General features: G+C 60.5%; 11 protein-coding genes, 2 rRNA genes and 1 riboswitch (1 of these 14 cut by a window edge). Of the genes, 7 read left to right on the top strand and 6 right to left on the bottom strand.

Going from position 1 to position 13351, the window contains the following annotated elements; translation table 11 throughout:
* Positions 1 to 2107, top strand: a 23S ribosomal RNA gene (locus PH603_RS13390) (it extends 633 nt beyond the left edge of the window).
* A gap of 95 nt (positions 2108 to 2202) precedes the next feature.
* A 5S ribosomal RNA gene (gene rrf, locus PH603_RS13385) occupies positions 2203 to 2317 on the top strand.
* A gap of 150 nt (positions 2318 to 2467) precedes the next feature.
* Here rrf and rsgA read toward each other — a convergent pair.
* The 5 genes from rsgA to PH603_RS13360 all read right to left on the bottom strand — a co-directional run bounded on the left by rsgA (position 2468) and on the right by PH603_RS13360 (position 8196).
* On the bottom strand, positions 2468 to 3526 hold the full coding sequence (gene rsgA / locus PH603_RS13380; protein WP_289503043.1) for a ribosome small subunit-dependent GTPase A: 1059 nt from the start codon (positions 3524 to 3526) through the stop codon (positions 2468 to 2470).
* Positions 3527 to 3768: 242 nt separating this feature from the next.
* The gene (locus tag PH603_RS13375; protein WP_289503042.1) at positions 3769 to 5958 is read right to left on the bottom strand and encodes a xanthine dehydrogenase family protein molybdopterin-binding subunit; all 2190 of its coding nucleotides are present in this window, start codon (positions 5956 to 5958) and stop codon (positions 3769 to 3771) included.
* 13 nt (positions 5959 to 5971) lie between these two features.
* Positions 5972 to 6439: a (2Fe-2S)-binding protein gene (locus PH603_RS13370; RefSeq protein ID WP_289503041.1), complete on the bottom strand. Its 468-nt coding sequence runs from the start codon at positions 6437 to 6439 to the stop codon at positions 5972 to 5974.
* Between the two features lie 115 nt (positions 6440 to 6554).
* Positions 6555 to 7667: a 2OG-Fe(II) oxygenase family protein gene (locus PH603_RS13365; RefSeq protein ID WP_289503040.1), complete on the bottom strand. Its 1113-nt coding sequence runs from the start codon at positions 7665 to 7667 to the stop codon at positions 6555 to 6557.
* Positions 7668 to 7737: 70 nt separating this feature from the next.
* A complete protein-coding gene (locus PH603_RS13360; RefSeq protein WP_289503039.1) occupies positions 7738 to 8196 on the bottom strand; it encodes a MarR family winged helix-turn-helix transcriptional regulator in 459 nt (152 codons plus the stop codon).
* 155 nt (positions 8197 to 8351) lie between these two features.
* Between PH603_RS13360 and PH603_RS13355 the strand changes: the two genes are divergently transcribed.
* The 5 genes from PH603_RS13355 (at position 8352) to PH603_RS13335 (ending at position 12362) form a co-directional block, all read left to right on the top strand.
* Positions 8352 to 8777 carry an organic hydroperoxide resistance protein gene (locus tag PH603_RS13355; protein ID WP_289503038.1) on the top strand — a complete coding sequence of 142 codons (426 nt, stop codon included), beginning with the start codon at positions 8352 to 8354 and terminating at the stop codon, positions 8775 to 8777.
* Positions 8778 to 8848: 71 nt separating this feature from the next.
* Positions 8849 to 8992, top strand: a riboswitch (cobalamin riboswitch).
* A gap of 131 nt (positions 8993 to 9123) precedes the next feature.
* A complete protein-coding gene (locus tag PH603_RS13350; RefSeq protein WP_289503037.1) occupies positions 9124 to 9900 on the top strand; it encodes an ABC transporter substrate-binding protein in 777 nt (258 codons plus the stop codon).
* Positions 9897 to 10889, top strand: coding sequence for a FecCD family ABC transporter permease (locus tag PH603_RS13345; RefSeq protein ID WP_289503036.1), 993 nt, complete (start codon positions 9897 to 9899; stop codon positions 10887 to 10889). Before PH603_RS13350 ends, PH603_RS13345 begins: the two co-directional genes overlap by 4 nt.
* Positions 10886 to 11653 carry an ABC transporter ATP-binding protein gene (locus tag PH603_RS13340; RefSeq protein WP_289503035.1) on the top strand — a complete coding sequence of 256 codons (768 nt, stop codon included), beginning with the start codon at positions 10886 to 10888 and terminating at the stop codon, positions 11651 to 11653. The genes PH603_RS13345 and PH603_RS13340 overlap by 4 nt, the downstream gene beginning before the upstream one ends.
* A 19-nt stretch (positions 11654 to 11672) precedes the next feature.
* The gene (locus PH603_RS13335) at positions 11673 to 12362 is read left to right on the top strand and encodes a fumarylacetoacetate hydrolase family protein (protein WP_289503034.1); all 690 of its coding nucleotides are present in this window, start codon (positions 11673 to 11675) and stop codon (positions 12360 to 12362) included.
* Here the strand turns inward: PH603_RS13335 and PH603_RS13330 are convergent, their stop codons facing one another.
* Positions 12363 to 13172 carry a thioesterase family protein gene (locus PH603_RS13330; RefSeq protein WP_289503033.1) on the bottom strand — a complete coding sequence of 270 codons (810 nt, stop codon included), beginning with the start codon at positions 13170 to 13172 and terminating at the stop codon, positions 12363 to 12365. It lies immediately after the preceding gene.
* Between the last annotated feature and the right edge of the window lie 179 nt (positions 13173 to 13351).

Below are 13351 nucleotides of genomic sequence, written 5' to 3'. Positions count from 1 at the left end.
GACTGAGTTAAGTGGATTAGACCCGAAACCCGGTGATCTAGGTATGAGCAGGTTGAAGGTCGGGTAACACCGACTGGAGGACCGAACCCACGTCTGTTGAAAAAGACGGGGATGACTTGTGCCTAGGGGTGAAAGGCCAATCAAACCGGGAGATAGCTGGTTCTCCGCGAAAACTATTTAGGTAGTGCCTCAGGTATTACCTACGGGGGTAGAGCACTGGATGGATGCGGGGGGCGCGAGCCTTACCAAGTCTAACCAAACTCCGAATACCGTAGAGTAGAGCCTGGGAGACAGACTGTGGGTGCTAACGTCCATAGTCGAGAGGGAAACAACCCTGACCACCAGCTAAGGTCCCTAAATCTTGTCTAAGTGGGAAAGCATGTGGGACGGCCAAAACAACCAGGATGTTGGCTTAGAAGCAGCCATCATTTAAAGAAAGCGTAACAGCTCACTGGTCTAAATAAGCTGTCCTGCGGCGAAGATGTACCGGGGCTCAAGACAAGTACCGAAGCTGTGGATGTGCGTAAGCACGTGGTAGCGGAGCGTTCCGTAAGCCGTTGAAGGTGTGGCGTGAGCCATGCTGGAGGTATCGGAAGCGAGAATGCTGACATGAGTAGCGACAAACAGTGTGAGAGACACTGTCGCCGAAAGTCCAAGGGTTCCTGCGCAAGGCTAATCCGCGCAGGGTGAGCCGGCCCCTAAGGCGAGGCCGAAAGGCGTAGTCGATGGGAATCTGGTTAATATTCCAGAGCCTGGAGGGATGTGACGGATACTGTAAGTTGTTCGCTCTTATTGGATTGAGCGGGCCGCGAAGGTGTCCCAGGAAATAGCCCCTCCTTATAGACCGTACCCCAAACCGACACAGGTGGACTGGTAGAGTATACCAAGGCGCTTGAGAGAACTGTTCTGAAGGAACTCGGCAAATTACCTCCGTAAGTTCGCGAGAAGGAGGCCCATCTTTGAGGCAACTCATTGGTGGGGGCACAAACCAGGGGGTGGCGACTGTTTACTAAAAACACAGGGCTCTGCGAAGTCTAAAGACGACGTATAGGGTCTGACGCCTGCCCGGTGCCGGAAGGTTAAGGAGAGCGGTGAGAGCTGCGAACTGAAGCCCCGGTAAACGGCGGCCGTAACTATAACGGTCCTAAGGTAGCGAAATTCCTTGTCGGGTAAGTTCCGACCTGCACGAATGGCGTAACGACTTCCCCACTGTCTCCAGAACAGACTCAGCGAAATTGAATTCTCCGTGAAGATGCGGAGTACCCGCGGTCAGACGGAAAGACCCCATGCACCTTTACTCCAACTTCAGAGTGGCATTAGGGATAACATGTGTAGCATAGGTGGGAGGCTTTGAAGCAGGGACGCCAGTTCTTGTGGAGCCATCATTGAAATACCACCCTTGTTGTTCCTGATGTCTAACCACGTCCCGTGAAGCCGGGACTGGGACCCTCTGTGGTGGGGAGTTTGACTGGGGCGGTCGCCTCCCAAATGGTAACGGAGGCGCGCGAAGGTAGGCTCAGACCGGTCGGAAATCGGTCGTTGAGTGCAATGGCATAAGCCTGCCTGACTGTGAGACTGACAAGTCGAACAGAGACGAAAGTCGGTCATAGTGATCCGGTGGTTCTGTGTGGAAGGGCCATCGCTCAACGGATAAAAGGTACGCTGGGGATAACAGGCTGATACTGCCCAAGAGCTCATATCGACGGCAGTGTTTGGCACCTCGATGTCGGCTCATCACATCCTGGGGCTGGAGCAGGTCCCAAGGGTTCGGCTGTTCGCCGATTAAAGTGGTACGTGAGCTGGGTTTAGAACGTCGTGAGACAGTTCGGTCCCTATCTGCCGTGGGCGCAAGAGACTTGAGAGGAGTTGCCCCTAGTACGAGAGGACCGGGGTGAACGCACCTCTGGTGTACCTGTTGTGGCGCCAGCCGCATCGCAGGGTAGCTATGTGCGGACGGGATAACCGCTGAAAGCATCTAAGCGGGAAGCCTCCCTCAAGATAAGGTCTCTCTGAGAGCCGTGGAAGACCACCACGTTGATAGGCCGGGTGTGGAAGTGTGGTAACACATGAAGCTAACCGGTACTAATTGCTCGATAGGCTTGAGAGCCCTCCATAGCCAGTGATCAAAACTCACTCAGCCAAATGGAAGATCAAGCAGCATGTCTCGACATCCCGCAAACGCAACAATCGCTATTTTGTCGATCTGGTGGTTATGACAGGTTCGAACCACCCGGTCCCATCCCGAACCCGGAAGTGAAAGGGCCTCGTGCCAATGGTACTTCAGCTCAAGCTGCGGAAGAGTAGGTCGCCGCCAGATCTACAAAATAGCGATAAACATCTTCATGATTGACCAAAAAACCGCCGATCCCTCGTGGACGGCGGTTTTTTGTTGTTCAAATGCTGGGTTGGCACCCAAATCCGCAACCGAAGGGACTGATTAGCCCCTTCGGTGCGCAATTTTGAGCGTCTAGCGCTCTGTTCGGGTGTTCTTGCCCCGTATTACGGACCGCGCCATCTTGCTGAAGGCGCGTTCGCGCGACCGGCGCTCGGCAAGCGAGGCGCGATTGTGGGCATCCTCGGCTGCGAGCTTGAGCCAGCGGGCCAGTCGTTCAGGCTCCAGACTGCCGTTTTCCAGTGCCTCCTTGATCGCACAGCCCGGTTCGCTGTCGTGGGCGCAGTCTGAGAAGCGGCACTCTCCTGCCAGGGCGGCAATGTCGTTGAAAACTTCATCCAGCCCTTCCTGGACGTCGGCAAGTTGCAGCTCACGCATGCCGGGAGTGTCGAGGAGCCATCCGCCCTGTTCCAGCCGGTGCAGGGACCGCCCCGTGGTGGTGTGCCGCCCCTTGGTGTCGCCCCTGCGCACGGCGCCCGTCAGGGCATCGCCGCCGGACAGCGAATTGACGAGCGTGGATTTGCCGACCCCGGACGAGCCGAGGAGGGCGACAGTCTGCCCCTTGCCGCACCATGCGGCAAGAACCGCAGCCGCGTCGGGGTCGCGCGCGTCAAGGGTTTCGACGACGAGGCCGGAAAGCAGCCGCCGGGCCGCCTTGGCATAGTCCGCCACATCGTCGGCGAGGTCAGCTTTCGTCAGTACAACCACCGGCATGACGCCGGCTTCGCTGGCCAGAACGAGATACCGTTCCAGCCGTGCGGGATTGAAGTCGCGGTTGCAGGACGTCACCACGAACAGGGTGTCGACATTGGCAGCAATCAGCTGAAGCTCGCGGCCTGTGCCCGCAGCGCGGCGCTTGAAAAGGCTGCTGCGCTTGAGAAGCCGCACGGGGCGAAGACTGGTGCGCTCGATGACAAGCCAGTCGCCAACCGTGGGCCGGTCTTCCTCGCCGGGGGCGCCGGGCAGATGTGACTGAATGGTCGTATCGATGTCTTCCCCGGCAATGGTGACATGGCCGCGGTGGACCGCCATTACCCTGACCGCGCGCTCGTCAGACGAGGCGCTGGGGGTGAACTGAGAAGCAAAATACGGCGTCCAGCCAAGGTCGGCCAGACTAAGGAACCGTGAAGTCATTTCGGATATCTCCGGCTGTATGATTCCTCAACGGAATCGAGAAGTACGACAAAAGGCGCGGAATCCATAAGGTTTCCGATCGCCGGGTCGGCCTCTAAGGCCAATGAGCCTCCCCGCCCCACATGGGGGGCGGGATGCATCACCGGGCCTTGCCGACCTTGTCGTAAACAGCCTTCGTCACAAAATGTCTCCTTCGCGGTTGGTTAGGGCCTGGCCTTCAGGTTAGGCAATCCGCGGATATCTTACAAGTTCTCCATGATCGGCAGTTCGCGGATACGCTTGCCCGACGCTGCGAAGATGGCGTTGGTGAGGGCCGGGATGAAGGGCGGCAGCGCCACCTCGCCCGTCCCGCGGGGCTCGGTATCGCCGAAATCCATGATGGTCGTGTTGATCTCCATCGGGGCTTCAGCGAGCCGGAGCTTCCTGTAGGTGTCGAAATTGTTGCTCACCGGTACGCCTTTCTCGAAGACGAGCTTGCCGTAGCGGGCGGCACATAGGCCGTCCACGACACCACCTTCGACCTGCGCCCGCACGCCGAGCGGATTGACGGCAAGACCGCAGTCGATGGCGCTTGTCACCCTGTGGACGCGGAAGTCCTTGGCGTCATTTATCATTTCCACCTCGACCACATGCGCGCAGGTGCCCGAGAAGGTGTGGTAGATGGCAATACCCTGACCCCAGCCAGCCGGCAGCTTGCGACCATAGTTAGCCTCCTTCGCCACGCGTTTCAGCATTGCTACGAAGCGGCTGAAATCCAGAACGGGGTAGGGCCATGTCGGCAGTTTGAGCGCGGCTTTCTGGGAATAAAGATCGATCAGGAAATCGAGCGGATCGCGCCCGGCTGCATGGGCAAGCTCGTTGAGGAAGCTCTGCGTGACAAACCCCGCTGTATTATGCTGCGGCCCGCGCCATGCGCCGCGGCGCACATTGTTTTCGATGAAGCCCCATTCGCCGAGATAATTGTCGACAAGCCCCGAAGGCGGCTCCTTCGCAGCATTCGAGAGCCAGCCGCATGCCGCCGAGCGCAAATGCCAGCCGGTGATCTGGCCCTTCTTGTCGAGCGATGCCCGCATCCGGTACGCGCCCGAAGGGTTCACCAGATCCTGCTCGATCTCGTCCTCGCGCGACCATGTGACCTTCACCGGCGCCTTGATTTCCTTGGAGACAAGGCAGGCTTCCATCACGAAGTCATCGGCATATTTGCGGCCAAGCCCGGTGCCGCAGCGATAGATATTGCTTTTGATCTTGTGGACCGGCAGGCCGGTGGCCTCGGCCGCATAATTCATCGATTCCGTCAGTGACTGGTGACTGAGCCAGATTTCGGCACTGTCTTCCTTCACATCGGCAATGCAATTGTGCGGCTCCATGCAGGTGTGGGCCCAGTGCGGATGCCAGTAAGTTGCCTCCACGATCTGGTCTGCATCCTCGAACGCTGCCTGAAGGTCTCCGCCTGAGACACTGTCGACCGGAGTGCCGGTATCCAGATGCGCGAGCATCCGGGCTTTCATGCTGTCGGTGCTGTCGGCTTCGGAAATGCGGCCGTCCCACGTTATCTGGGCGGCATCAGCGGCTTTCCGGGCTTGCCAGTAGCTATCGGCAACGATGGCAATGCCGGGTGTCACCCTGCGCGTTTTGGTCACGTCTTCCGGGATGCGCTTCAGTTCCACCACGTGGCGCACGCCTGGGGCTTTCAGGAGCGCCTCACGGTCATAGGAGACGAGGGTGCCATTCAGGTGCGGGCAACGCCGGATCACGGCATGCAGCATGCCGGGGATTTCGGCGTCGATCCCGAAGATCGGCTCGCCCGTGGCAATGGCGCGGGCGTGAACATTGATCTGGTCCTTGCCGATGCGGGTGAAGGCCTTTTGTGCCTTCGGCTCCGCATTGACCGGGATGACCGAATATTCAAGATCGCGGGTGTCTGCGACCAGATCCTTGAACGGGAGGGTCCGCTTGCCTTTTGCATCCACGACTTCGCCGCCGCTGACCTTCAGCCCGCGTTCGGGGACCTGCCAGCGCGCGGCTGCCGCATGAATGAACAGGTTACGCGCAAAGGCGGCGGTGCGGCGAAGCTCGCCCCACATGGTCATGGTCGAAAGGCTGCCGCCGGCACCGTGGGGCAGCTTGCCTTCAACGGCGCGACCATCGCTGCTGCTGTGGCCGGTGAAGGCCATCATCTCGATCTTCGCGCTTGCCGGATCCAGCTCCAGCTCTTCCGCGATGATCTGTGCGGCTGTTGTGATGATGCCCTGGCCCATGTCGGGCACCGGCACGCAGATGAAAATCTCGCCGGCTTCGGTAAAGCGCAGGCAGGGCGTTACATTGCCGGCGTTGTTCGCAGCGTCGGCGGCCAGCACCATCGGATTGGCGGAAACGGAAATGACAAGGGCGGCAGTGCCCTTGAGGAAGCCGCGGCGGGAAATTGCATTCATGGCTTTTCTCCCCTCAGGCCGGTTGCAGCGACTTGGCGGCGCGCTTGATCGCCTTGCGGACACGGACATAGGTGCCGCAGCGGCAAAGGTTCGTGATGTTCTCGGCGATATCCTGATCGGTCGGTTCGGGATAATCCTTCAGGAACGCGGCAACGGCCATGATCTGGCCGGCCTGGCAATAACCGCACTGGGCCACATCTTCGGCGATCCAGGCCTCCTGCACGGCATGGAGCCGTGCGCCTTCGGCCAGTCCCTCGATGGTGGTGATATTGGCGCCTTCCAAAGTGCTCATCGGCACGCTGCAGCTGCGGGCGGCGGTGCCATCGATATGCACGGTGCAGGCACCGCATGCGCCGATCCCGCAGCCGAATTTGGTACCCTTTAGCCCGGCGCCTTCGCGCAGATGCCACAGAAGCGGCATCTCGCCGTCGCCGTCAAACTGGCGTGGCTGGCCATTGATTGTAAGAGAAACCCGCGTCATCCCCATTCCCCTCATGCATGTGTGTAAGCGGGAACAGTGTAACGCGATCGGGCGAAGCGGTCGCGGCGGCCTGTCGCAACGGCAAAACGCTTCGTCCCGTTTCTTTAACCAAGGTTCAGGCGAGTTTTACCGGTAAGTAGTCGATCGTGCCGGCATTCTTCTCGCGGATGGCTGCTGCAGCATCGTCATAGAGGAAGGGCAGGAAGGCATACCGCCTGCCTTTCGTCACCGGATTGACCTTGTGGAGGAGCGAGCAGGAGAAGACAACGGCGGCACCTTTCGGGATGCGGAACGAGCGCGAACCATATTCCGGGAAACGGAGCTCGCCGCCTTCGAAGTCGTCATTCAGATTGATCGATGTTGCGAAGCGCCTGTGTGCGGTGCCGGCCGTTGTATTGTCGCGGTGGGCACTGAAATGGCCGCCGTCTTCGGCCTTGTAGCAGGCAACAATAAACCGCTCCATCCGCGTGACCGTGAACTGGTGAACCTTGGCGATTTCAGGTACCACGGTGCGACGGATGCGCGTGCGGAGTTCTTTCTGCAACTCTTTATCTTCGATATGATAGTCAGAGCGGCGTTTGAAGTCGTCCTCTCGCACACCGACTGTACGGCCGTTGATTTCCCGCATCACCCCGGATTCGCGCCCGCCATGCATGTCATAAAGGCTGACAAGCCTGTCACACAGTTCGTGGCTGAAGACGTTTGGAAGCAGGATTACCGGCGCCTGCAGCTCCATTCCCGCAAACATATCGACAGGTGGCAAGGCCCTTAGCAGGTTTGTCAGTGTAACAAGATCACTGCCGTCTTTCTCGAACTGAATAATCGAAATAACCCGCAAGGTGGGGTCGAGAATGACCCAGCGGCGTGCAAATGACGCTCTGGGGTCAGATTCGTCGGCGGCGCAGGCGGCATATAGCTTGCTGATCTTGAAATCGAAATCCCAGAAGAAGCGATAGCCCGGCATGCGATTTGCGACGCGACCGTTCGTTTCATCGGTCGGGTCATTACTGACACCGAAAAAGGCTGCGTGGCGATCATTGAAAATGTCGCCCATCGCATAGACATGCTCAAGTGCAGCCTTACTACGAGAATCCGCGGCAGTAGCGAAGAAGCAAAGCACCATGTAGCGCCCGGCAACGCTGTCGAAATGGTACTTTTCCTGATCGTAGCTTCGTTGATGAAACCACGGGGCTGGGTCCCCGACTTGCAGATTTTTGAACACCGCCATTTGCGCCGAACTTTCACGACGTATCAGGGCACCAATTGCCCTTTCGACCCGCTATTCATAATCGAGCACCTCAGGCAAGGGAAGCTTCAAGCGATTTCCGAAGCGTCATGATTTCGCGCTGCAGGCGGATCAGGTCACCTACTGGCATGCCGGTCGCCGCGACAATGCAGCCGGGGATATCCTTTGCTCCGTCTTTTAGGGAGCGGCCCTGGCTGGTCAGCCTGATCCGCACAACGCGCTCGTCCGCCTTGTCGCGGTGGCGTTCGATATGGCCCATGCCTTCCAGTCGCTTCAGAAGCGGGGTGAGGGTGGAGCTTTCAAGCGATAGCTTGGTGCCGAGGCTCCCCACTGTCTGGTCGTCTTCATTCCAGAGCGCTATCATGGTCAGGAACTGCGGGTAGGTGAGGCCGAGCCGGTCAAGAAGTGGCTTGTAGACGCGGTTGAAGGCGTGCCCCGCTGAATAGACGGCGAAACAGACCATGTCATTGAGCGCAATATCGTCCGGGATATCGGTCTCGGTGCCTTGCATCGCATCTCTCCTTGAAAATACTGATCTCAATATAAATCGCACGCGATATATTTTCAAGCGATTGACAATGGAGCTGGTGAGGCATATATATCGCACACGATCAAATCGTTCGATAATTTAAAGGGCAGTGACCCCAAACCCGAAAGGAAGCAACCATGTCTGTAAAAGTGCTTTATGAAACTACGGCCCGTGCAACGGGCGGCCGCGACGGCCAGTCGGGTACGCTTGACGGATCGTTCAGTGTGAAGCTCTCCACGCCGAAGGAGCTTGGCGGTGCGGGCGGCGAAGGCGCCAACCCCGAGCAGCTTTTCGCTTCGGGCTATGCGGCCTGCTTTATTGGCGCGATGAAAGCTGTGGCGGGCCCGGCCAAGATCAAGGTACCGGCTGAGGCAACTGTGACGGCAACCGTCGGCATCGGCCCACGCTCGGAAGGCGGTTTCGGCCTCACCGTGGCGCTTGAAGTAGCGCTGCCGGGGCTCGAGCGCGCGGTGGCCGAAGATCTGGTCGCCAAGGCGCACCAGGTTTGCCCCTATTCGAACGCCACGCGCGGCAACATCGACGTCCAGCTGACCGTCGCATAAACCGGCGCTGCCATCAGCAACCGAGAAAATGGCAAGGCTTTCACGGGCCTTGCCATTTTGCCTGTTCGTGCCGTAAAACCTTTGGCGGTGGTGCCCCGCGTGCGGGGTTAAAAGGGAAGCCGGTGTGGGGGATGCCCCCAAATCCGGCACTGTGCCCGCAACTGTGAGCCGCGCCGGCGGCAAAGTCAGGAACCTGCCACCGCGTCGTCATGGGTCTTCGGCCGGGATCAGCTGAAGGACGTGGCCAGCAGCCGCGACGACATCCGGATAACGACGGATCGGTTTCATGCGGCGCTTCGTGCCCTTATTGTCTCTTTTGTTCAGCACCGCTGCGGCCGCAGAGGGGGTGCTATCCCTTGATTATTGTGCGGACCAGTATGTGCTGGCACTGACGCCCCGGCACCAGATCACTGCGCTTTCGCCAGCGGCCACCACCGCCTACAGTTATTATGCCGACGCCGCAGCCGGGCTGCCGACCGTGCGTCCGGTTAGCGAGGATGTGCTGACGACCGACGCCAGCATCGTTGTTCGCGCCTGGGGCGGCGGGTTCGAGGCCACCCGGTATCTTGGCAAGTTTGGCATGCGCGGCGTGGATATTCCCTATGCAGACAGCCTTGATGCCGCAGGCGATGCCCTGATTGCTGTAGGCGAAGCGCTCGGCCAGCCGGACAAGGCCGCGGCGCTGAAAGTCGCCTTCGATGCCGCGCGCAATGAGCTGAAGACGCGCGCCGAAGGCAGGCCAACCCTCCGCGCGCTGTATGTAACGCCCGGCGGCGTGACGACCGGTGCCGGCACCTTTGTCGATGAACTGATGCGGGCGGGAGGTGTGATCAACATGGCGGCGGAAGGCGGCCGTGCCGGCTGGTTTCCGATCGACCTTGAAGCGCTGGTGACCGACCCGCCGGACCTGATCGTCGGCGGCTTCTTCGATCTCGACCGCAATTATATCGATCACTGGTCCATCGCCCGGCACAGCCTGTTTCGCGACCTTCTGGCCTCGCGGCCTGTGGTCATGATCCCGTCGCGCTATCTTTCCTGCGGGGCATGGTTCGCGGTTGAGGCCGCTGAGCGGATCGCCGAGACAGCCTATCCGCTGCAACGCGCGGAAGGAGCCGCCCGATGATCGGCGCGCGGGTCAATCTGATGCTTCTGGTACTTCTGCTTTTCGCCTGCCTTCTGGCGCTTGCGGTTGGCAGCACCAGCCTTGGACCCGGTGACGTGGTGAAGGGCCTTGTCGGCAATCCTGAAAGCGACAAGGCCGCCCTAATCGTGCGGGAAATCCGGCTGCCGCGCCTTGTGGCGGGGCTGATGGTCGGGGCGTCGCTCGGCCTTGCTGGCGCGGCCCTGCAGGGGCTGCTCAAAAATCCGCTCGCGGACCCCGGCGTGATCGGCGTCAGTGCCAGCGCCAGCCTCGGGGCAGTTATCGCGCTTTACTATGGGCTCAGTGCCGTCAGCGCCTATGCGGTACCGGGGTTTGCCCTCCTTGGGGCGCTCATATCAACGTCGCTTCTCTATGTGTTTGCCCGGCGGGATCCGAGCGCGCTGACGCTGATCCTTGTCGGGATCGCGCTCTCGCACCTTGCTGGCGCGCTGACCTCGCTTGCCATGAACCTGTCGCCCAATCCCTTCTCGCTCGGCAATATCGTGCTGTGGCTCCTAGGTTCGCTCGCCAACCGGTCGGAAGCCGATATCCTGCTGGCGCTGCCGTTCATGCTGCCGGGCTGGATACTGTTGATGATGGCAGGCCCCTCGCTCGCGCACCTCACCTTGGACGATGACGTGGCGGAAAGCGCCGGGGTCAACCTCCGCCGCGTGCGGTTTCTGGTGGTCGCCGGCAGTGCGTTGGCGGTCGGGGCGTCGGTTGCCATCGCTGGCACGATTGGTTTCGTGGGGCTGATGGTGCCGCATATGATCCGGCCCTTCGTGGGGCACGATCCGGCCCGGCTGCTGCTGCCGTCGGCCCTTGGTGGCGCACTGCTGGTAACGCTTGCCGATGGGCTCCTCCGGGTGATCCCCACCGAACAGGAATTGAAGCTTGGTGTTCTGACCGCCCTTCTGGGTGTGCCTTTCTTCCTTGCCCTTATCCTCAAGACACGGCGGCAGATGCGATGAGCAGTATCCTCGAAGCGAAGGGACTGACCGTCAGCCTTGGTGGTCGCTGGGTGGTGGACGGCGTGGATATGGCCGTCTCGGCGGGGGAAGTCGTCGGCCTCATTGGCCCCAACGGGGCGGGCAAAACGAGCCTTTTGCGTGCGCTGCTGCGTTTCCTGCCGCTGACGACCGGCACGCTCACCCTGATGGGCGAAGATTTCTCCCTGCTGCCCGCACACCGGCTGGCCGGTCGGATCGCCTATCTGCCGCAAAGCCCGACCGTTCACTGGCCACTTACGGTTGAAGCGCTCGTCGCGCTCGGGCGTGGCACGCGTCCCTTGTTTACGCAGCAAAGCGAGGCCGACCGGGATGCTGTCGAGCGGGCAATGGAGCTGGCCGATATCGCAGCCTTGCGGGACCGGCCCGCGACTGATCTTTCAGGCGGCGAGCGCGCCCGCGTGCTGCTTGCCCGGGCACTCGCCGCAGATGCGCCGCTGTTGCTCGCCGACGAGCCGGTGGCAGCGCTTGACCCCGCCCACCAGTTGAGCGTGATGAATGTGCTGAAAGAGGTGGCAACTGGCGGCAAGGCGGTTGTTGTCGTGATGCACGACCTGTCGCTCGCCGCACGTTACTGCGATCGCCTGGTCGTGCTGGATGGCGGCCGCAAGGTGGCAGAAGGCACGCCTGGCGACGTGCTGACCGATGCGCTGCTTGCCAAGGTCTATGGCGTCAGGGTAAGCCGGGGTGAGGCTGGGGCACTGACCCCTGTATCCCTGTCCCGCTGACTGTCCTGGAAGATATGCGATGACCGATTTTGTGATCCCTGCACCAGTAACTACGAGTGTGCCTGTTGACGGCACGGATGCCCGTTTCCCCGTGCACCGCATCTATTGCGTTGGCCGCAATTATGCCGACCATGTGCGCGAAATGGGCGGAGATCCCAAATCGGTACCGCCGACCTTTTTCTCGAAGCCGGCGGACGCGCTTGTCACCGATGGTGCTGACGCGGCCTACCCGCCGATGACAGCAGACCTGCATTTTGAAATCGAGCTTGTCGTCGCGCTGAAGTCCGGCGGCGCCAATATTGCCGAGGCCGATGCGCTGTCGCATGTCTTCGGTTATGCGGTAGGAAACGACCTGACCCGGCGGGACCTGCAGGGACTGGCCAAGAAGGGCGGCTCTCCATGGGATATGGCCAAAGGGTTTGACCAGTCGGCGCCCATTGGCTCGCTGGTACCGGCGGCCAAGGCCGGGCATCCCGCTACCGGGCGGATATGGCTTTCGGTCGATGGCGCAGTCCGACAGGACGCGGACCTTGGCGACATGATCTGGTCGGTTCCTGCAATCATTGCCGAGCTGTCGCGTTTTGTGACACTCGCGCCCGGTGACCTGATCTTCACCGGTACGCCAGCGGGGGTAGGGGCGGTCACGAAGGGTGCACTCATCGAAGGGGGCATCGATGGCGTCGGCACCCTGCGTCACCGCATCGCCTGATTATTCGAAATAGACCATCACTTGGTGGCCGATCATCACAAGCCGACCGTCTTCCGTGAAGATGCGGCCGGTTTGCTGGCAATAGCCGCCGTCAGCAGCATCCAGGGAAAAGTCCAGATAGAACCATTCGCCTGTCACCTCGCGCGGATCGACGAGGAAATCGAGCGACCAGGTAAGCGAACTTGCCGTTTTGCGTTCGCGGTAATGCGATAGCATTGCGGGCGGGGGCATGTCGGCGATGGCGATCAGCCGTTCGGTCGCAAGGGCTTCATCCACCGGATTGCGGAAGCGCACCCACATGCCGATGCGGGTGGAATTGCTGCCGCTTGAAGGGATGCCGCCGCCGGTCCAGCGAATCTCGAAATTCTCGAGGAAATCGGGGAACAGTCCTTTCACAAACGGGGCTGCGGGTACGCTATCGCGTTCTTCGGGCGTGAAGGCCGCAAGGGGTGACGAGCCTTTGGTCGGGCGCGCGTCGCCAAAGGCGGCCTGTGCGACAGCCGCCACACCGCCGCCTGAGACGAGCCGGGCTTCGGCCTGAATGACCGATTTGCCGGCGCGCAGCAGGTTTGCCTCGATATCGGCCTTTTCACCGAGGAGGACAGGGGCGACGAAGGAAACGAGAAGCGAGCGCAGCGGGCGTTCATCTGCCCCGAGCTTTTGCCGCATGGCATTGACGGCAAGGGCAGCCGTCAGCCCGCCGAAGGCCGAACGGCCCTGTCCCCAGCCGGGGGGCACCGTCAGGCTGAAGCCTTCGCCCGCGGGGGCAAGGCCGTTGATCACATCACTCATCGGAATAAGGTCACTCATGGTACTTCGCCGTTTCTCGCTATCGGTCCATAATTGGTTAGGTGCACGAACTATAAGGCGGTGCGCGGCATTCGTCCATCATACAAGAGGATGGTGGTCGCGGCCCTTTGGTTGTTTTTCTCGCCTATTGCTATATTATCAACCGCTTGAGGCGTCTGGCGGTTGAATGCCGCCCTGTA

This window comes from Gimibacter soli (genome assembly GCF_028463845.1).
GTDB lineage: Bacteria > Pseudomonadota > Alphaproteobacteria > Sphingomonadales > Kordiimonadaceae > Gimibacter > Gimibacter soli.
Note: the sequence above shows the minus strand (reverse complement) of the source record. Positions and strands in the feature narration are given on the sequence as shown.